The 18,291-nt window shown below is 66.2% G+C and carries 17 protein-coding genes and 1 other annotated feature; of the genes, 12 read left to right on the top strand and 5 right to left on the bottom strand.

Translation table 11 applies throughout. The annotated features are described in order from the left end of the window. Nucleotides 1–46 precede the first annotated feature (46 nt). The 4 genes from rph to U4960_RS08090 are packed head-to-tail and all read left to right on the top strand — an operon-like array spanning nt 47 to nt 3,456. Nucleotides 47–763 carry a ribonuclease PH gene (gene rph / locus U4960_RS08105; RefSeq protein ID WP_324263032.1) on the top strand — a complete coding sequence of 239 codons (717 nt, stop codon included), beginning with the start codon at nt 47–49 and terminating at the stop codon, nt 761–763. After that, nucleotides 760–1,386, top strand: a complete 627-nt coding sequence (gene rdgB, locus U4960_RS08100) for an RdgB/HAM1 family non-canonical purine NTP pyrophosphatase (protein ID WP_324263031.1) — start codon at nt 760–762, stop codon at nt 1,384–1,386. The genes rph and rdgB overlap by 4 nt, the downstream gene beginning before the upstream one ends. Before the next feature lie 28 nt (nt 1,387–1,414). Further along, nucleotides 1,415–2,566: a radical SAM family heme chaperone HemW gene (gene hemW, locus U4960_RS08095; RefSeq protein WP_324263030.1), complete on the top strand. Its 1,152-nt coding sequence runs from the start codon at nt 1,415–1,417 to the stop codon at nt 2,564–2,566. After that, a complete protein-coding gene (locus U4960_RS08090) occupies nt 2,563–3,456 on the top strand; it encodes a tyrosine recombinase XerC (RefSeq protein WP_324263029.1) in 894 nt (297 codons plus the stop codon). Before hemW ends, U4960_RS08090 begins: the two co-directional genes overlap by 4 nt. Before the next feature lie 64 nt (nt 3,457–3,520). Here the strand turns inward: U4960_RS08090 and U4960_RS08085 are convergent, their stop codons facing one another. The 3 genes from U4960_RS08085 to U4960_RS08075 form a co-directional block, all read right to left on the bottom strand. Further along, on the bottom strand, nt 3,521–4,399 hold the full coding sequence (locus tag U4960_RS08085) for a universal stress protein (protein WP_324263028.1): 879 nt from the start codon (nt 4,397–4,399) through the stop codon (nt 3,521–3,523). Further along, nucleotides 4,399–5,883: a SulP family inorganic anion transporter gene (locus U4960_RS08080; RefSeq protein ID WP_324263027.1), complete on the bottom strand. Its 1,485-nt coding sequence runs from the start codon at nt 5,881–5,883 to the stop codon at nt 4,399–4,401. The genes U4960_RS08085 and U4960_RS08080 overlap by 1 nt, the downstream gene beginning before the upstream one ends. A gap of 100 nt (nt 5,884–5,983) precedes the next feature. Further along, nucleotides 5,984–6,037 (bottom strand) — a sequence feature (sul1 is cis-regulatory element that is thought to sense ions involved in sulfur or methionine metabolism; They are found in Alphaproteobacteria). Between the two features lie 93 nt (nt 6,038–6,130). Continuing rightward, nucleotides 6,131–7,165, bottom strand: a complete 1,035-nt coding sequence (locus U4960_RS08075) for a bifunctional transcriptional activator/DNA repair enzyme AdaA (RefSeq protein WP_324263082.1) — start codon at nt 7,163–7,165, stop codon at nt 6,131–6,133. A 99-nt stretch (nt 7,166–7,264) separates the two neighbouring features. Here U4960_RS08075 and U4960_RS08070 point away from each other — a divergent pair, with 99 nt between their 5' ends. The 8 genes from U4960_RS08070 to U4960_RS08035 all read left to right on the top strand — a co-directional run bounded on the left by U4960_RS08070 (nt 7,265) and on the right by U4960_RS08035 (nt 16,550). Next, nucleotides 7,265–8,821: a S1C family serine protease gene (locus U4960_RS08070; RefSeq protein ID WP_324263026.1), complete on the top strand. Its 1,557-nt coding sequence runs from the start codon at nt 7,265–7,267 to the stop codon at nt 8,819–8,821. 192 nt (nt 8,822–9,013) lie between these two features. After that, complete coding sequence (locus U4960_RS08065; protein ID WP_324263025.1) at nt 9,014–9,568, top strand: F0F1 ATP synthase subunit delta; 555 nt, start codon at nt 9,014–9,016, stop codon at nt 9,566–9,568. A gap of 11 nt (nt 9,569–9,579) precedes the next feature. Beyond that, nucleotides 9,580–11,109 carry a F0F1 ATP synthase subunit alpha gene (gene atpA / locus U4960_RS08060; RefSeq protein ID WP_324263024.1) on the top strand — a complete coding sequence of 510 codons (1,530 nt, stop codon included), beginning with the start codon at nt 9,580–9,582 and terminating at the stop codon, nt 11,107–11,109. Nucleotides 11,110–11,135: 26 nt separating this feature from the next. Continuing rightward, nucleotides 11,136–11,999, top strand: coding sequence for a F0F1 ATP synthase subunit gamma (locus U4960_RS08055; RefSeq protein WP_324263023.1), 864 nt, complete (start codon nt 11,136–11,138; stop codon nt 11,997–11,999). Between the two features lie 55 nt (nt 12,000–12,054). Then, nucleotides 12,055–13,512, top strand: coding sequence for a F0F1 ATP synthase subunit beta (atpD, locus tag U4960_RS08050; RefSeq protein ID WP_324263022.1), 1,458 nt, complete (start codon nt 12,055–12,057; stop codon nt 13,510–13,512). Between the two features lie 4 nt (nt 13,513–13,516). Next, a complete protein-coding gene (locus U4960_RS08045) occupies nt 13,517–13,774 on the top strand; it encodes an ATP synthase F1 subunit epsilon (protein WP_324263021.1) in 258 nt (85 codons plus the stop codon). Between the two features lie 122 nt (nt 13,775–13,896). After that, complete coding sequence (locus tag U4960_RS08040) at nt 13,897–14,268, top strand: GNAT family N-acetyltransferase (protein ID WP_324263020.1); 372 nt, start codon at nt 13,897–13,899, stop codon at nt 14,266–14,268. Nucleotides 14,269–14,435: 167 nt separating this feature from the next. Next, entirely contained in the window at nt 14,436–16,550 is a 2,115-nt protein-coding gene (locus tag U4960_RS08035) for a prolyl oligopeptidase family serine peptidase (RefSeq protein ID WP_324263019.1), read from the top strand. 45 nt (nt 16,551–16,595) lie between these two features. Here U4960_RS08035 and U4960_RS08030 read toward each other — a convergent pair whose 3' ends face one another. Further along, nucleotides 16,596–16,883 (bottom strand): HNH endonuclease, encoded by a 288-nt coding sequence (locus tag U4960_RS08030; RefSeq protein WP_324263018.1) that lies wholly within the window; start codon nt 16,881–16,883, stop codon nt 16,596–16,598. A 49-nt stretch (nt 16,884–16,932) separates the two neighbouring features. Continuing rightward, nucleotides 16,933–18,288, bottom strand: coding sequence for a bifunctional UDP-N-acetylglucosamine diphosphorylase/glucosamine-1-phosphate N-acetyltransferase GlmU (glmU, locus tag U4960_RS08025; protein ID WP_324263017.1), 1,356 nt, complete (start codon nt 18,286–18,288; stop codon nt 16,933–16,935). Nucleotides 18,289–18,291 lie beyond the last annotated feature (3 nt).

Below are 18,291 nucleotides of genomic sequence, written 5' to 3'. Positions count from 1 at the left end.
AAGCGCCTAACGCGGGCCGATTCGAATCTGACAGACAGGAAAACCCATGCGACCTTCCGGCCGTGCGCCTGACGAAATGCGCGCCATTACCATCGAAACGGGCTTTACCCGCCATGCCGAAGGCTCCTGCCTGGTCAGCTTCGGCGATACGCGCGTGCTGTGCACCGCCAGTGTCGAAGAGCGGACCCCGCCATGGCTGCGCGGCAAGGGCGAAGGCTGGGTCACGGCGGAATACTCGATGCTGCCCCGCGCCACCCACACGCGCGGACAGCGCGAAGCGGCCAAGGGCAAGCAGAGCGGGCGGACACAGGAAATCCAGCGCCTGATCGGGCGGTCCTTGCGCGCGGTGGTTGACCTGCGCAAACTGGGGGAGCGGCAGATCACGCTCGATTGTGACGTCCTGCAGGCCGATGGCGGCACGCGGACGGCGGCCATTTCCGGCGCATGGGTGGCGCTCAAGCTGGCGACCGACAAGATGATTGCCGCAGGCGATCTGGCTGCAGACCCGATTGCCGCGCAAGTTGCTGCGATCAGCTGCGGCATCCACAAGGGCACCCCGGTGCTCGACCTCGACTATATCGAGGACTCGGGCGCCGATGCCGATGCAAACTTCGTGCTGATTTCGGGCGGTAAGATTGCCGAGGTTCAGGCGACTGCCGAGGGCGAGACATATGACGAAGAGGGCCTGCTGCGCCTGCTCCGCCTCGCCCGGATCGGATGCGACCGGATCTTCACCGCGCAGCTGGATGCCGTGCGCAAATGACCCGCCGTCTCGGCTCCGGCACGCTTGTCATTGCGACGCACAACGCAGGGAAGCTCAAGGAGATTTCCGCGCTGCTGGAGCCGTACGGCGTCAAATGCATCAGTGCCGGATCGCTCGGCCTGCCGGAGCCTGCGGAAACGGGCACGACCTTCGTCCAGAATGCGCTGATCAAGGCGCAGGCGGCAGCGCAGGCGTCGGGTCTCGCTGCGCTGGCGGACGACAGCGGACTGTCAGTCGACGCACTGGGCGGCCGGCCCGGGGTTTACACCGCTGACTGGGCGCAGCGCCAATGGTTCGAGGGAGCACCGGGGCGCGACTGGTACATGGCGATGGGCAAGGTCGAGGGGATGCTGCAGGAACTCGGCCCGGAGACAGGCCGGAGCGCCGCCTTCCACTGCGTGCTGGCGATTGCCTGGCCGGATGGCGAGCACGCGGTCTACGAGGGCCGCTGCGAAGGCACCCTTACCTGGCCGCCGCGCGGCAAGCTGGGCTTCGGGTACGATCCGGTTTTCGTGCCGACTGGCGGCGAGCAGACCTTTGCCGAAATCGACCCGGACGAAAAGCACCGGATCAGCCACCGCGCCGATGCCTTCGCCAAGCTGGTTAGCGAACAGTTTGGCTAAAAGGCAGTTCGGGCGCTAGAACGCCATCATGGCCCGCGCGCTCTACATCCACTGGCCGTTCTGCGCCCGCAAGTGCCCCTATTGCGACTTCAACAGCCATGTCCGCGAGAGTGTGGATCACGACCTGTGGCGCAGGGCCCTGCTGGCGGACATGCGGCATGAAGCTGCCCTGGCGGGCGGAGCGCCGCTGGAAAGCATATTCTTCGGCGGCGGCACGCCGTCGCTGATGCCCCCGGCGCTGGTCGAGGCGCTGCTGGGCGAAGCCGAGAAACTGTGGGGCTTCGCGCCCGATATCGAGATCACGCTGGAGGGCAATCCGTCGTCCGTGGAGGCTGCGGCCTATGCCGATCTCGCGTCGGCAGGGGTCAACCGCGCTTCGCTCGGGCTGCAATCACTGGAAGACGAGGCCTTGCGCTTCCTTGGCCGACTGCACGACGCACACGAAGGCATGGCCGCGCTGACCGTGGCGCAGCAGCATTTCCGCCGGGTCAGCTTCGACCTGATCTATGCCCTGCCCGGCCAGACCACGGACCAATGGGGGGACCAGCTCAGCCGCGCCCTCGCTTTTGGCACCGGGCACCTGTCGCTCTATCAACTGACCATCGAGCCGGGCACCCGCTTCGAAACCGATGTCCGGCTGGGCAGATTGATCCCGCTCGACAACGAGGCCGCTGCCGACCTGTTCGAGATGACACGCGAGCTCACCGTGGCCGCAGGCCTTCCGGCCTACGAGATCAGCAACCACGCCCGATCCGGCGAGCAAAGCCGCCACAACCTCGCCTACTGGCGTTACCAGGATTATGCCGGAATCGGCCCGGGGGCACACGGGCGGCGCGGCGGGATGGCGACCCAGCGTCACCGCAAGCCGGAGAACTGGCTCGATGCGGTGGCCCGCGCCGGACACGGCGTGCAGGAAGAGCGCGCCCTGGGGCGCAATGAGCAGATCGTCGAGGCCCTGCTGATGGGGCTGCGCTTGGCTGAAGGGGTCGATATAGCAGCTATGGCGCAGCGATTTGGCCGGCCGCAGGATGCGATCATGGACTGGGCGGCGTTCCGGCTCCACGCTGGCAGCGGCCTCGTCTGGCGTGAAGGCGACCGGATCGGCGTGACCCCGCATGGCATGCCCCTGCTGGACGCCCTGCTCGACGCGCTGGTGCCGGGCGAAATGGTAACCGGATGAGCGCAGCCGACCTGCTGGAGGCCTGGCGTACGCACCTGACCACCGGCAGGCGCCGGTCGCCCCATACCGTGCGTGCCTACGTTTCCTGTGCTGCCCACCTGCTTGACGCCAGCGGGATTGAGGAGTGGGCCGCCCTCGCCCGGATTGAAGGTCCGGCGCTGCGCGGCCACCTCGCCGCCCGACGGGCAGAAGGGATCGGCAATGCCAGCGCGGCCCGCGAACTCTCGGCGCTGAAAGCCTTTGTCACATTCGGACGCGCACAAGCCGGCGACCCCGAGGCGCGCGCACCCCGGGTGCGCGGCCCGCGCATCAAGAAGGGCCTGCCGCGACCGGTCACGCCTGACGAAGCGATCAATCTGGCCGATCTGGTGAACGGTCTCGCGGCGCAGGACTGGATCGGCGCGCGGGACCGGGCGGTGCTGCTGCTCCTCTACGGCGCAGGTCTGCGGATCGCGGAGGCGCTGGCGCTGCCCGCAGCGGCGCTGCCGCTTGGCGAGACCCTTGTGGTAACCGGCAAGGGCAACAAGCAGCGCGTAGTGCCAGTCCTGCCCGTGGTGCGCGATGCCGTGGCGGACTACGCGCACCGTTGCCCCTGGCCCCTTCCCCCGGCCGGGCCGCTGTTTCGCGGGGCCAAGGGCGGCCCGCTCAGCCAGGGCGTGGTGCAGAAAGCGATGGCAAATGCGCGCAAGGCACTGGGCCTGCCCGCTACCGCCACACCCCATGCCCTGCGCCACAGCTTCGCCACACACCTGCTGGGGGCAGGAGCCGACCTGCGATCCTTGCAGGAACTTCTCGGCCACGCCTCGCTCGGCTCGACCCAGATCTACACCAGGGTGGATGCCGCAACTCTGCTGGAAACCTATCGCAGTGCCCATCCGCGGGAGCGATAGCGAATGTGGCTAACGGTCGTCACAGGGCTGACAGGCCACGAACCGGCAGATGCAGACGAGCCCGTCAACGCACCATCAACACCGGGGCCTTGACCGTGCGCACCATCTCGGTGGTCGTGCTGCCGACGATCAACCGCCGGATCGGGGAATGGCCGTAAGCGCCCATCAGGAGCAGGGCATCCTCGGTCGCGGCGACCACGGCGGGGATCACCTGGTCCGCCTTGCCGCGCTCCAGCAGCACGGTCACGGGGTGGTCGGCTGCAAAGGCCGCTTCGGCCCGGGCTAGCTGGGCGCGCTTTGCCTCGCGCTTTGCCTCGCCCTCTGCCTCGGCCATCACGATCGTGACCGGCAGGCCCGAAAACAGCGGCGAATTGGCCAGCCGTTCCAGCGCCCGGTCGGCAGCCGGGCTGGCATCGTAAGCGAACACGACATGCTGCGGCTGGGCATAGCGGCGCGAGGCGACCAGCACCGGCTTGGCGCTGGCGCGCACCACCCGTTCGATCATCGAGCCGATATGGTCGGAGGCGAACTCATGCCCCACCCTTCGTTTGCCCATCACCACCACGCGGGCGTTATCCTCGCGTTCGAGGATGGTCTCGACCACCCCGCCGTGGCGGTGAAGCGGCCTGATCTCGGCAATGCCGGCTTCGCGCAGCATCTGCTCGCCGGCTGCCAGCAGGACCCGGCCCTTTTCGATCTCGGTCCGGCTGCTTTCCTCGGACAGGCGGACCAGCTCTTCCATCAGGTCGCTCTTGACGCCCAGCCCGATTGCTCCGGACAGGTCACGCCGTGCCGTGACCGGGTCCTGCCGCTGGACGACGTGGAGCAGTTCCACCGGCAGCGACAGCCGCCTGGCTGCCCATCCGGCATAGCCGCACACGCTGGCGGCATAGGCCGAGGCGTCGATTGCCGCGAGAACGTGTTCCATGGCTGTCTCTCCCATCAGTGGCCTCCCAGCTGCGCTTCGGCGCCCGGCTTGTCGTGCGTGGCATAACGCTCGATCATGACGGTACTTGCTTCATTGAGCCCGCGCACCTCGACCGCCGTGCCTTCGCGGCGGAACTTGAGGATCGCCTTGTCGAGCGTGCCCATCGCCGAAATATCCCAGAAATGGGCCTGGCTGACATCGATCACCACCCGGTCGAGCACTTCCTTGTAGTCGAATGCTTCCACGAACCGGTCGGACGAGGCGAAGAACACCTGCCCTTCGATCCGGTAGGTGCGGGTTCGGCCATCCGCCGACAGGTCCGTCGCCACCGTGAACAGCTGCCTGACCTTGCCGGCAAAGAACAGGCCGGACAGGATCACACCGGCGAGCACGCCCTGGGCCAGGTCGTGGGTCCACACGACCACCACCACCGTCACGATCATCACCACGGACGACTGCCACGGATGGTGGCGGATATCCTTGATCGAGCGCCACGAGAACGTGCCGATCGACACCATGATCATCACGCCGACCAGCGCCGCCATCGGGATGATCGCCACCAGCGGCCCCAGCACCAGCAGGAGGAACAGCAGGAACACCCCGGCGGTGAAGGTCGAAAGCCGGGTCTCGCCGCCCGACTTCACGTTGATCACCGATTGGCCGATCATTGCACAGCCGCCCATCCCGCCGAAAAAACCGGTCACGAAGTTGGCAATGCCCTGGCCCTTCATCTCGCGCTGCTTGTCCGAGGGCGTATCGGTGAGGTCATCGACGATCTGTGCGGTCAGCATCGACTCGATCAGGCCGACCGCAGCCATCGTGGCGGAATAGGGCAGGATGATCTGCAAGGTCTCAAGCGTGAACGGCACATCGGGGATCAGGAAGGCGGGCAGCGAATTTGGCAATTCGCCCATGTCGCCCACGCTGCGCACGTCGATACCGGCAAAATAGACCACGGCCGTCAGGACCGCGATCGCCACCAGCGGAGAGGGCACAGCCCTGGTCAGGCGCGGCAGCAGGTAAATCACAGCCAGGCCCGCTGCGACCAGAACATAGGTCTCCGCCGGCACACCGATCAGCTCGGGCAACTGGGCGATGAAGATCAGGATCGCCAGGGCATTGACGAAGCCGGTAATCACCGAGCGGGAGACATACTGCATCAGCAGGTGCAGCCGCAGGAATCCGGCGATGGCCTGGATCACGCCCATCAGCACTGTCGCCGCGAACAGGTATTCAACCCCGTGCTCGCGCACCAGCGGAACCACGATCACGGCGACCGCCGCCGTGGCCGCCGAAATCATGCCCGGCCGTCCGCCAACCAGCGCAATGATCACCGCGATCGAAAACGAAGCGTAGAGGCCGACGCGCGGATCGACCCCGGCGATGATCGAGAAGCCGATTGCTTCGGGGATCAGCGCCAGTGCGACGACGATCCCGGCGAGAATATCGCGCCGGGGATTGGACAGCCACTCGCGCTGCAATGCGGTTATATCGGGCATGTGTGCCTTATGGGGATTCGGACCAACCGGTCGCACATCGGCGCAGTGCCCTGAAAGGGCGGAGGGGCGCTCTGGCAGTGCTGCGACAGCCGGTCTGGAGAGTTATCCCGGGGATAGGCGCCGGGCCGAGCCTCCCGGCCAGGCCGGGTCCGGTGAACGGCGACCGTTTACGGTCACGGGGGCTGTGCTGCAAGTGCGAAAACGTGTGGCGAGCGCCAGAGCCTTGCTCCCGGGCGCAAGGCTCTGCCTATTCCCGCCCCTCCCGCTTGAGCAGTTCCGCCTTGATTTGCGTCCCATAGGCGTACCCCCCCAGCCCTCCGTCTGCGGCGATCACGCGGTGGCAGGGGATGAGGACGGCGACGTGGTTTGCGCCGTTCGCCCCGCCCACTGCGCGGCTGGCCTTCGGGTTGCCGAGCAGCGCGGCCAATTCACCATAGCTGCGCGTCTCGCCCGGCGGGATTGCACGCAGCGCCTGCCATACCCGCTGCTGGAAGGCAGTGCCCTGAACGTCGAGCGGTATGTCGTGGCCCGTGCCGGGCTGCTCCACCGCAGCCGCCACCCGGGCGAACAGATCGCGGAAAGGTTCACCCGCTGGCTCCAGCCGGGCCTGGGGGAACCGGCGGCGCAAGTCCGCCTCGCCTTCGTTGAAGGCAAGCAGGCACACCCCTTTGTCTGTTGCCGCCACCAGCATCGGGGCGACGCTCGTCTCCACCACCGCCCAGTGGAGCACCTGCCCCGCCCCCCCCTTGCGCCATACCGCTGCTGCCATGCCTGAACCTTTCCGTGCATCATAGAAACGGGACGGCGCTGCATAGCCCGCCATATATAAGGCCTCGGTCACGGACCCGGCGGCGCTGAGCGCCTCGTCCGCCCGTGCCTGCTTCAGCGCGCGCTGGTAAGCGGCGGGGGAAAGCCCGGTGGCGCGGGTGAACAGGCGCTGGAGATGGGCCGGGGAGTAGCCGGTTGCAAAGCCAAGCCGGTCCAGGCGCACCGGGGCTTCGCTTTGCCGGAGCATGTCGATGACGGCGCGCACCGCGGCTTCCTCGCGGCTCTGCTGGTCGGGCGCGCACCGCTTGCAGGCGCGCAGGCCCGCCGCTTCGGCCTCCGGTGGTCCGGGATAGAAGCGCACGTTCTCCCGCCGGGGCGCGCGCGCCGGGCAGGACGGGCGGCAGTAAATCCCGGTCGAGTGGACTCCGGTCACGAACACGCCGTCGAACCGGCGGTCCTTGGCCAGCGCAATCCGCCAGCGCGCCTCATCATCCAGTTGTTGGTTCCGTTCCATGCCCAGCCCATGCCACAGCGCACGACGCAGTTCATCCCGAAGCTTGCGATCAAAGCCCCAAAGCTTGCGGTCCAAGCGAGCCCGCGCCAGAACAGCGCGATGAACCGCTGCCTTGCCGCCCTCGCCCTACTGATCGGCCTCTTCCTCCCGTCGCTGGCGCAGGCGGACCCGGCCGATATCGACGCCGCTGCGCGCGGGGTGGTGCGGGTGGTAATCATGGGAAGTGACGGGGAAGAGATTATCCCGCTCAGCCATGGCACCGGTTTCGCCGTCTCGCCCCGCCGGATCGTGACCAATGCCCACGTCGTGCAGGCAGCGGCAATGGACGATTCGCTGCGGATCGGGGTGGTTCCGGCGGAAGGCGACGAGGCGGTGTTCGGGCGGATCATCGCCGTCAGCCCGCGCAACGACCTGGCGCTGGTCGAACTCACCGGCTCGCTGCGCCTGCCACCGCTGACGATTGCCGGGAACGCTTCCCGTGACAGCGGTGATGCCATCGCGGTCGGCTATCCGATGAATGTCGACCGGGCACAGGGGCTGGAGATCGGCGACATCTTCCGCTCGCAGCCCCCGGTCAAAAGCCGCGGCGCGCTGGCCGGGTCCCGGCCGAGCCGCCAGTTCGACACCCTGCTCCACACCGCTGCAATCGCACGAGGCAATTCGGGCGGACCGCTGCTGGACCCGTGCGGGCGGGTGCTTGGGGTCAACAGTTTCGGCGCGGAGGGCGACGCTTCCGATGCGGAGTTCTTCTTTGCGGTGTCGAACCGGGAATTGCTGCCGTTCCTGGAGGCCAACGGGGTAACAGCCCAGGTCAACGACCTGCCGTGCCGCAGCCTGTCCGAACTCGACGAGGCCGAGCAGGCCCGGCTGGCGCGAGAGGAGGCGGAATCGCGCCAGCAGCTTGACGCCAGCCGTGACGAAGTGCGCGAACGGCGTGACCGCGCCAGGCTGGAGGAAAGCGCAGAAGTCCAGACAGAGCGCGAGAATACGATGGCGCTGGCTTTCCTGCTGGTGCTGGTCGCAGCAGGATCGGGAACACTCGCATGGCGGGCGAGGACGGCTGACCGGGAAACAGACCCCGGTGCCGAGCGGAGGATGATGGTGGCCGGCACGATCGCCGCGATTGCGGCAGTAACCGCTGCCGCGCTCTGGTTCACCCGCCCGGGCCTCGACGAAGTGGACCGCCGGGTCGAGGCCCGCCTGGCCGCTCCGGACGCTGGCGAAAACCCTGCGGGATCTGCCAGCGCGCCGGAGGGTACCCTGCTCTGCACGCTCGACCTCGCGCGCAGCCGGGTTACAGGCGCACCTGACCGGGAGCTGGAATTCGGCTGGCAGGATGACGGCTGCGTCAACGGGCGCACACAATATGGTCTTGCCGCAGGCGAATGGGCGCGGGTGTTCGTGCCGAATGACGATGATGCCGTATCAGTCAGCCGGTTCGACCCTGACGGCATGACCTACCGCACCGACCGCTATCTGCTGGGCCGGACCGCCATGACGGCTGCGCGCAAGGCCCGCAGCCAGTACGAACCGCCATCCTGCGGCAGCGCGGGAGCGGCCGCCCGGCTGGGGGACCTGCAAGGTTCCGTCACCGCCCAGCTGCCCGACCAGCCCAATGAGCGACTGGTCTATTCCTGCACGGCGGCAGGCAACTGACCCGTCCGTCTGGCCAATCCGGGCTGCTGGCGTGCCCGGATCAAACGTTTCCTCACAGCACCGGCCAAGTCCGGGTTGCATCGCAGCATAGGCGGTGCTAGGCGCGCGCCTGCCTGCCGGGGAGACCTAAGGTCACCCATATCGGCCCGGGCACAGCATCGTTATTTTCCGGACCTAGAGGACGAGAGACGCGTGGAGATTTCCGCCGGTATTCAGGCTAGCCTGGCAGGGCGTTACGCCTCGGCCCTGTTCGATCTCGCGAGCGAGGCCGGGACGGTCACCGCTGTCGAATCGGACCTCGACACTCTGGCTGCGGCGCTGGCCGAATCGGCAGACCTGCGTGCTGCCACCACCAACCCGCAGCTTAGCCGTGCGGCACAGGGTGCAGCGGTGGGCGCGGTCGCCAAAACGCTCAAGCTGTCGGAGCTTACCACCCGCTTCCTGGGTGTGCTGGCGAACAACCGCCGGCTCGGCGATCTGCCCGGCATGATCCGCGCCTTCCGCGCCATTGCTGCTGCCCAGCGCGGCGAAGTGACCGCCGAGGTCAGCAGCGCCCGCGCCCTGACCGACGGCCAGCTTGAAACGCTCAAGGCGAAGCTCACGGCCCGCGAAGGCCGCACTGTGAAGATTTCGACCACGGTTGACCCCGACCTGCTCGGCGGCCTGGTCGTCACCATCGGATCGAAGCGTATTGATGGCTCGATCCGCACCCGTCTCAATTCCCTCGCGCACGCGATGAAAGGCTGAAGGCACAACCCATGGAAATCCGCGCCGCTGAAATCTCCAAGGTCATCAAGGACCAGATCGCCAACTTCGGCACCGAGGCGGAAGTCTCGGAAGTCGGCTCGGTGCTCTCGGTCGGTGACGGTATCGCCCGCATCCACGGCCTCGACAAGGTCCAGGCCGGTGAAATGGTCGAGTTCGCCAATGGCGTGCAGGGCATGGCCCTGAACCTTGAAGCCGATAACGTCGGCGTCGTGATCTTCGGCTCGGACAGCGAGATCAAGGAAGGCGACAGCGTCAAGCGGACCGGCACCATCGTGGACGTTCCGGTCGGCAAGGGCCTGCTCGGCCGCGTGGTCGACGCGCTCGGCAACCCGATCGACGGCAAGGGCCCGATCGTCGCCGAGAAGCGCAGCCGCGTCGAAGTGAAGGCCCCCGGCATCATCCCGCGCCAGTCGGTGCATGAGCCCGTGCAGACCGGCCTCAAGGCGGTTGACGCGCTGGTTCCGGTTGGCCGCGGCCAGCGCGAGCTGATCATTGGTGACCGCCAGACCGGCAAGACCGCCGTCGCGATCGATACCTTCATCAACCAGAAGGAAGTCAACGCGGGCGACGACGAGAAGAAGAAGCTCTACTGCGTCTATGTCGCCGTTGGCCAGAAGCGTTCGACCGTGGCCCAGATCGTGAAGCAGCTCGAAGAGAACGGCGCGATGGAATATTCCATCGTGGTTGCCGCGACCGCTTCGGAGCCGGCCCCGCTGCAGTACCTCGCGCCCTACACCGGCTGCGCCATGGGTGAGTACTTCCGCGACAACGGCATGCACGCCGTGATCGTGTACGACGACCTTTCCAAGCAGGCCGTCGCCTACCGCCAGATGTCGCTCCTGCTGCGCCGCCCGCCGGGCCGCGAAGCCTATCCGGGCGACGTGTTCTATCTCCACAGCCGCCTGCTGGAGCGTGCGGCGAAGATGAACGATGCCGAAGGCGCCGGTTCGCTCACCGCGCTGCCGATCATCGAAACCCAGGCAGGCGACGTGTCGGCCTACATTCCGACCAACGTGATCTCGATCACCGACGGCCAGATCTTCCTCGAAACCGGCCTGTTCTACCAGGGCATCCGCCCGGCGATCAACGTCGGCCTGTCGGTCAGCCGCGTCGGCGGTGCCGCGCAGACCAAGGCGATGAAGAAGGTGGCCGGCTCGATGAAGCTCGACCTGGCGCAGTACCGCGAAATGGCGGCCTTCGCCCAGTTCGGTTCGGACCTCGATGCGTCGACGCAGAAGCTGCTCAACCGCGGCGCCCGCCTGACCGAGCTGCTCAAGCAGAAGCAGTTCAGCCCGATGCCGTTCGAAGAGCAGACCGTGTCGATCTTCGCCGGCACCAACGGCTATCTCGATGCCGTGGCAACCGACCGGGTGACGGAATACGAAGCCGCCATGCTCAGCTTCATGCGCAACGAACATGCCGACGTGCTGGCCCTGATCCGCGACACCAAGGACTTTGGCGACGAAGCCAAGTCCAAGACTGTTGCGGCGCTGGATGCCTTCGCCAAGCAGTTCGCCTGAGTCCAAGCGTAAACTAGGGAGCCGAAATGGCCTCGCTCAAGGAACTCAAGGGTCGGATCAACTCGGTCAAGTCGACCCAGAAGATCACCAAGGCCAAGCAGATGGTCGCTGCGGCCAAGCTGCGCCGTGCCCAGGCGGCAGCGGAAGCCGCCCGCCCCTACGCCGCGCGGCTCTCCGCCGTGATGGCCTCGCTTGCCGGCAAGGTCAGCGGGGACAGCGCGCCCAAACTGCTGGCTGGCACCGGCGGTGACAAGCGCCACCTGCTGGTGGTCGTCAACACCGACAAGGGCCTGTGCGGCGGTCTCAACTCCAACCTGGTCAAGGAAGCCAAGCTGCGCGCCCGCGCGCTGATGGCCGAAGGCAAGGACGTGGCCTTCTACCTCGTCGGCAAGAAGGGCCGTGCCCCGCTCAAGCGCGATTTCGCCAGCCAGATTGGCACCGGGTTCGACACCAGCACGGTCAAGCAGCCTGGGTTCGAGGAAGCCGATGCCATCGCCGCTGAACTGATCGGCATGTTCGAGGCTGGTCAGTTTGACGTGGCACACCTGCTCTACCCGACCTTCAAGTCGGCGCTGGCGCAGGATCCGACCACGGTGCAGCTGATCCCTGTCCCGGCCACGGCGACCGAGACCGACGCAGTGGTCGAGTACGAACCGGGCGAGGAAGAAATCCTCGAAGAACTGCTGCCGCGTTACGTCAAGACTCAGATCTTCGGCGCGCTGATCGAACGCGAGGCGAGCGAACAGGGCGCGTCGATGACCGCCATGGACAACGCCACCCGCAATGCTGGCGAGCTGATCCAGAAGCTCACGATCGTTTACAACCGCCAGCGTCAGGCGGCGATCACGACTGAACTCATTGAAATCATTGCTGGCGCGGAAGCGCTGTAGCAACGGCAAGAACTCGGCGCCGAAGCGCTCTAATTTGAAGGCTAAGGAAACCAAAATGGCCACCGCACCCGTCCTCAACCAGATCACCAACGGCACCATCAGCCAGGTCATCGGCGCCGTCGTCGACGTGCAGTTCCCCGGCGAACTGCCCGCGATTCTCACCGCGCTGGAAACCAGCAACAACGGCCAGACGCTGGTGCTCGAAGTCGCCCAGCACCTGGGCGAGAACACCGTCCGCACCATCGCGATGGACGCGACCGAAGGCCTGACGCGCGGCCAGACCGTGGTCAGCACCGGCGCGCAGATCTCGGTGCCGGTCGGCCCCAAGACGCTGGGCCGGATCATGAACGTGATCGGTGCGCCGATTGACGAGCGCGGCCCGATTGGCGCCGAAAAGACCTCGCCGATCCATGCCGAAGCCCCACTTTTCGTCGATCAGTCGACCGAAGCGGCCATTCTCGTCACCGGGATCAAGGTGATCGACCTGCTCGCCCCTTACGCCAAGGGCGGCAAGATCGGCCTGTTCGGCGGCGCCGGCGTGGGCAAGACCGTGCTGATCCAGGAACTCATCAACAACATCGCCAAGGGCCACGGCGGCGTGTCGGTGTTCGCTGGTGTGGGTGAGCGCACCCGCGAAGGCAACGACCTCTACCACGAATTCCTCGACGCCGGCGTTATCGCCAAGGACGCTGACGGCAACGCCACCAGCGAAGGCTCCAAGGTCGCGCTCGTGTTCGGCCAGATGAACGAGCCTCCGGGCGCGCGTGCCCGCGTCGCACTCTCGGGCCTGACCATGGCGGAATACTTCCGCGATGAAGAAGGCCAGGACGTGCTGTTCTTCGTCGACAACATCTTCCGCTTCACCCAGGCGGGTTCGGAAGTGTCGGCGCTGCTCGGCCGTATTCCTTCGGCAGTGGGCTACCAGCCGACCCTGTCGACCGACATGGGCAACCTGCAGGAACGCATCACCTCCACCACCAAGGGTTCGATCACCTCGGTGCAGGCGATCTACGTTCCCGCGGACGACCTTACCGACCCGGCCCCGGCCACCTCGTTCGCCCACTTGGACGCGACCACCACGCTGAGCCGCGCGATTTCGGAGCTGGGCATCTACCCGGCGGTGGACCCGCTCGACTCGACCAGCCGCGTGCTCGAGCCGCGCGTCGTCGGCCAGGAGCATTACGAAACCGCCCGCCGCGTCCAGGAAACGCTTCAGAAGTACAAGAGCCTGCAGGACATCATCGCCATTCTCGGGATGGACGAGTTGTCGGAAGAGGACAAGCTGACTGTCGCCCGCGCGCGCAAGATTCAGCGCTTCCTCAGCCAACCGTTCCACGTGGCCGAAGTGTTCACCAACATCCCGGGCAAGTTCGTCCAGCTGGAAGACACCGTGAAGAGCTTCAAGGCAGTGGTTGACGGCGAATACGACCACCTGCCCGAAAGCGCCTTCTACATGGTCGGCGGGATCGAGGACGCGGTCGCCAAGGCCAAGAAGATGGCTGAGGACGCCTGATCAAATGGCACTGCACTTCGAACTCGTCACCCCGGCCCGCCTGGTTCGCTCCGAGGACGTCCACATGGTGGTCGTCCCCGGCACCGAAGGCGAATTCGGTGTGCTGGAAGGCCACGCGCCGTTCATGAGCACGATCCGCGACGGCGCGGTGCAGGTCTACAAGACCGAAGGCAGCGCGCCCGAACTGATCGAAGTGCGCGGCGGCTTTGCCGAAGTCGGCGAGAACGGCCTGACCGTGCTGGCCGAGCACGTCGAGGGTTGACCGGTTTACGGCTTAACCCCGGAGCGCTTAAATGCTCCCCGGGGTTAAGCGAAGCTCTACTTGATCTCAACAATCGAAGCGCGGTGGAAACGTCATGGCTCGAACGTTCACGGCTCGAGCGTATGGTCGGCACCGCCTTCGTGGCGCTGCACGTGCCCTTGGCGCAGGCCCTTCTGATCGCCTTTGACCAGCACGCCGATTACGACAGTCCCAATTTCCTTTGGTTCAGGGACCGGTACAACCGCTTCGTCTATGTTGACCGGATCATTGTTGCGGCAGATGCGCGCGGCCAAGGCCTCGCGCGTCAGCTCTACGCCCAACTGTTTGAACTGGCCGGTCACGCAGGGCACGTGGTGGTGACCTGCGAAATCAATTCCGATCCGCCGAATCCGGCGTCCGACGCGTTCCATGCAGCGGCGGGCTTTGCCGAAGCAGGTCGCGCCGCGCTCGCCAATGGCAAGACCGTCCGCTACTTGACGAGGGCGCTCGGCTAAGCATCGACCAACGGTCTGCCTCCATCGGCGAACCTCCTTGCCATGCGGGGCACCTGTCCGCATTGTCCCGCCCGACCATAATCATGGCAAAGGGACGCACACACCGCATGACCAGCATTTCCCGCCGCGCGCTTGCGGCTTCGCTCGCCTTTACCGCACTTGGGGCCATGACACATACAGCCCCCCTCGCCGCCCAGCAGACAGGAGAAAACGTGGCCTCCACCCCCGTCGCCGAAGCAGACGTCGATCCCTACATCTGGCTGGAGGAAGCCCGCAGCGAGGAAGCGCTCGCCTGGGTCAAGGCCGAGAACGAGCGGACCATGGACCTGCTGGCGAAGGATCCGCGCTTCGAGCAACTGAAGGCCGAAGCGCTGGCGATCTTCGACAGCGAAGACCGTATCCCGTTCGTCTCGATCCGCCCTGACGGCCTGTACAATTTCTGGCAGGACAAGGCGAACCCGCGCGGCCTCGTCCGCAAGACCACGCTCGCCAGCTACCGCACCGACAAGCCCGAGTGGGAGATCGTGCTCGATGTCGATGCCCTGGCCAAGGCCGAGGGCAAGGAATGGGTCTACCAGGGCTCGACCTGCCTGCCGCCCGAACAGCGGATGTGCATGATCGCGCTGAGCGACGGCGGCAAGGACGCGACCGTGCTGCGCGAATTCGACATGGTCACGAAGTCGTTCGTGGAAGGCGGCTTCGAACTGCCGGAAAGCCAGGGCAACATCCAGTGGATCGACCGCGACACGCTGCTGGTCACCCGCAACTTCGACACGTCGCTCCAGACCGAGAGCGAGTATCCCTTCACCACCCGCGTGTGGAAGCGCGGCCAGTCGATTGATCAGGCGCAGGAAATCTTCCGCGGCTCGCCCAAGGACGTGTGGTCCGGCGCCAGCCTGCTCCGCGACGGCAAGGCCGTGATCCACGGCATGACCGCCTTCCGCGCGGTCAGCTTCCACGAAACCGAGTACTATTTCCAGAAGGATGGTGACTGGCTGCGGCTCGATATCCCGCTCAAGGCATCGCCTTACGGTATCGTTGACGGGCACATCCTGTTTTCGACCGATGTCGACTGGGAAACACAAGGCCAGACTTTCCCGGCGGATTCGCTCGTCGCGGTCGATCTGGAGGCGTTCAAGGCCGACCCCAACGGTGCGAAGAAGACCCTCGTCTGGGCCCCGGCTGACCGCCAGACCAAGCAGGGCGCAACCGTCACTTCGGAAAGCCTCTACGTCAACCTGCTCGACAATGTGCGCGGCAAGGTGGTGAAGTTCGACTTCGCCGATGGCAAATGGGTGCAGAGCCCGGTCGACCTGCCGGAGAACGCCACCATCGCCATTGCCGCCTCGTCCGACGAGCGCGACGAGGTGATGTTCACCGTCACCGACTTCCTCAACCCCTCGCGCCTGTTCTACCGCGATGGCACCGATGCAACCGCGGAAGTGCTGAAGACCTCGCCCTCGTACTTCGACAAGGCCGGGGCTGAAGTGGTCCAGTACGAAGCGACCAGCAAGGACGGGACCAAGATCCCCTACTTCGTGGTCAAGCCCAAGGGCATGAAGCTGGATGGCACCGCGCCGACCCTGCTGACCGGCTACGGGGGCTTTCAGGTCCCCCGCCTGCCCGCCTACCTTGGCACCACCGGCAAGCTGTGGCTGGAGCGTGGCGGGGTCTATGTGCTCGGCAACATGCGCGGCGGCGGCGAGTTCGGGCCGAACTGGCACCAGACCGCAATCCGCGAGAACAAGCAGCGGACCTGGGACGATTTCATCGCGATCGGTGACGACCTGGTGGCGCGCAAGATCACCAGCCCGCAGCATCTCGGTATCCAGGGCGGCAGCCAGGGCGGCCTGCTGGTCGGCACCGCCTTCACCCAGCGGCCGGACCTGTTCGGCGCGGCGATCGTGCAGATCCCGCTGTTCGACATGCTGCGCTACCACCTGATCGGACGCGGGGCATCGTGGATCGGCGAATATGGCGACCCGCGCATTCCGGAACAGCGCGCCTGGATCGAGCCCTACTCACCCTACCAGAAGCTGGTCGCGGGCGTGGACTTCCCCGCGCCGTTCCTGTGGGCCTCCACCGCTGACGACCGCACCCACCCGGCGCACGCGCGCAAGGGCGCGGCACGGCTCAAGGAACTGGGCCAGCCATACTACTATTATGAAGAGACCACCGGCGGCCATTCGGGCGGGGTGGATAACGAACAGCGCGCACAGTTGCAGGCGCTCCAGTTCGTCTACCTGCTCCAGCGACTCGGCGGGTCGGCAGGCGGCGAGTAAGATCACGTATTTGGGGGGCGGCCGCCATGGCCGCCCTCCTCTGCCTCAGCGGGTCGGCGCGTGGAAATCGGGCGGTTTGTTTGCCACCCACTCGACGAATTTCGCCAGTGCGGCGTTTTCCAGCAATCGCGCGCGGTCATCCCCGATGCGAGCGAGCTCACCGTTGGTGAAATTGGCGTGGATCGCCTTATGGCAGATCGGGTGGACCGGCACGGTGCCCCTGCCCTTCTTGGCCTTTGGCACGGGATGATGCGCCTGCATCAGCGTGTCGAACGGGCGCCCGCACAGCCAGCAGGTTTCATCCGGCATGGTGAGCCAGGCCTGGCGAAGCAAAGCGCAGGTCCCTGGATTGCTGCGGCGCCTCGCAAGGAACGGGGCGCACTCACTTCTTCTCCGCCGCCTTCTTCTTCTTCATCGTATCGTGGAAGCGGTCGGCCCAGCCCGGCTTCACGATCTGCTCGCCGCGTACCATCCGCAGGTCGCCCGGGCCGACATCGCGGCTCACTGCGCTGCCGGCGGCGACAATCGCGTCAGCACCGATGGTCACCGGCGCGATCAGGGCACTGTTGGAGCCGATGAAGGCGCGTTCGCCAATCACTGTCCTGTACTTGAAGTAGCCGTCATAGTTGCAGGTGATCGTCCCCGCGCCGATGTTCGCCCCCGCGCCCACTTCGGCATCGCCGAGGTAGGTCAGGTGGTTGGCCTTGGCGCCGGCACCGAGCGTGGTCTTCTTCATCTCGACGAAGTTGCCAACCTTGCTGCCGCGCTCCATCACCGATCCCGGGCGCAGGCGGGCATAGGGGCCGACTTCGCAGCCCTCGCCCACGGTCGCGCCTTCCAGGTGGCTGAACGCGCGGATGCGCGCTCCACTGGCCACGCTGACGCCGGAGCCGAAAACCACATGCGGTTCGACTGTGACATCGGCGTCAATTTCAGTGTCATGGCTGAAGAAGACAGTTTCCGGCGCGGTCAGGCTGACGCCGCCCGCCATCATCGACTCTCGCTTCTGGTGCTGCCAGCGCGCTTCGGCCTGGGCCAGCTCGCCGCGGCTGTTGATGCCTTGCACTTCGTCCGGATCGTCGGTGACCACCACCGCGCTGTGCCGACCGTCGGCATTGGCTACGTTGACCACATCCACGAGGTAGTATTCGCCCTGTGCATTGTCGTTGCCGACCCGCGCCAGCAAGCCAAACAGGTCCGCCGCGCGCGCCGCCATCAGGCCGGAATTGCACAGCCGGCACTGGCGCTCTTCCTCGCTCGCATCCTTGTGCTCGACCATCTTGAGGATGCGGCCGGTCTCGTCCGCGATCACCCGGCCATATTGCAGCGTGTCCTCCGGTGCGAAGGCGAGCACCACCACCGCCGGGGCGTCGGGCGCATGGAGCCGGTCGAGCATCCGCTGCATCGTCTCCGGCCGCACGAACGGCACATCGCCATAGAGCACCAGCACGTCGCCTTCAAATCCGGCCAGCGCGTCTTCCGCCTGTTGCACCGCGTGGCCCGTGCCCAGTTGCGGCTCCTGCAGGCAGGTCAGCGCGCGGTCCCCCAGAGCCGCCTCAAGCTGTTCGCGCCCGCTGCCGACCACCACCACCTGCCGTGCCGGTTCCAGCGCAGCCACCGAGGCCATCAGGTGATCGAGCATCGGCTTGCCCGCAATCGGATGCAGGACCTTGTGCAGGGAACTCTTCATGCGGGTGCCTTTGCCCGCAGCGAGGATGACGGCGGCAATCTTGCTCATGGA

The sequence above is a fragment of the Altererythrobacter sp. H2 genome (assembly GCF_035319885.1).
Classification (GTDB): domain Bacteria; phylum Pseudomonadota; class Alphaproteobacteria; order Sphingomonadales; family Sphingomonadaceae; genus 34-65-8.
This window is presented reverse-complemented; position numbering and strand designations above follow the sequence as displayed.

Bases quoted from the DNA above. Each gene is read 5' to 3' on its own strand.
- rph (WP_324263032.1), top strand. From the start codon at position 47: ATGCGACCTTCCGGCCGTGCGCCTGACGAAATGCGCGCCATTACCATC.
- rdgB (WP_324263031.1), top strand. From the start codon at position 760: ATGACCCGCCGTCTCGGCTCCGGCACGCTTGTCATTGCGACGCACAAC.
- hemW (WP_324263030.1), top strand. From the start codon at position 1,415: ATGGCCCGCGCGCTCTACATCCACTGGCCGTTCTGCGCCCGCAAGTGC.
- U4960_RS08090 (WP_324263029.1), top strand. From the start codon at position 2,563: ATGAGCGCAGCCGACCTGCTGGAGGCCTGGCGTACGCACCTGACCACC.
- U4960_RS08085 (WP_324263028.1), bottom strand. From the start codon at position 4,399: ATGGGAGAGACAGCCATGGAACACGTTCTCGCGGCAATCGACGCCTCG.
- U4960_RS08080 (WP_324263027.1), bottom strand. From the start codon at position 5,883: ATGCCCGATATAACCGCATTGCAGCGCGAGTGGCTGTCCAATCCCCGG.
- U4960_RS08075 (WP_324263082.1), bottom strand. From the start codon at position 7,165: ATGGAACGGAACCAACAACTGGATGATGAGGCGCGCTGGCGGATTGCG.
- U4960_RS08070 (WP_324263026.1), top strand. From the start codon at position 7,265: ATGAACCGCTGCCTTGCCGCCCTCGCCCTACTGATCGGCCTCTTCCTC.
- atpA (WP_324263024.1), top strand. From the start codon at position 9,580: ATGGAAATCCGCGCCGCTGAAATCTCCAAGGTCATCAAGGACCAGATC.
- U4960_RS08055 (WP_324263023.1), top strand. From the start codon at position 11,136: ATGGCCTCGCTCAAGGAACTCAAGGGTCGGATCAACTCGGTCAAGTCG.
- atpD (WP_324263022.1), top strand. From the start codon at position 12,055: ATGGCCACCGCACCCGTCCTCAACCAGATCACCAACGGCACCATCAGC.
- U4960_RS08045 (WP_324263021.1), top strand. From the start codon at position 13,517: ATGGCACTGCACTTCGAACTCGTCACCCCGGCCCGCCTGGTTCGCTCC.
- U4960_RS08040 (WP_324263020.1), top strand. From the start codon at position 13,897: ATGGTCGGCACCGCCTTCGTGGCGCTGCACGTGCCCTTGGCGCAGGCC.
- U4960_RS08035 (WP_324263019.1), top strand. From the start codon at position 14,436: ATGACACATACAGCCCCCCTCGCCGCCCAGCAGACAGGAGAAAACGTG.
- glmU (WP_324263017.1), bottom strand. From the start codon at position 18,288: ATGAGCAAGATTGCCGCCGTCATCCTCGCTGCGGGCAAAGGCACCCGC.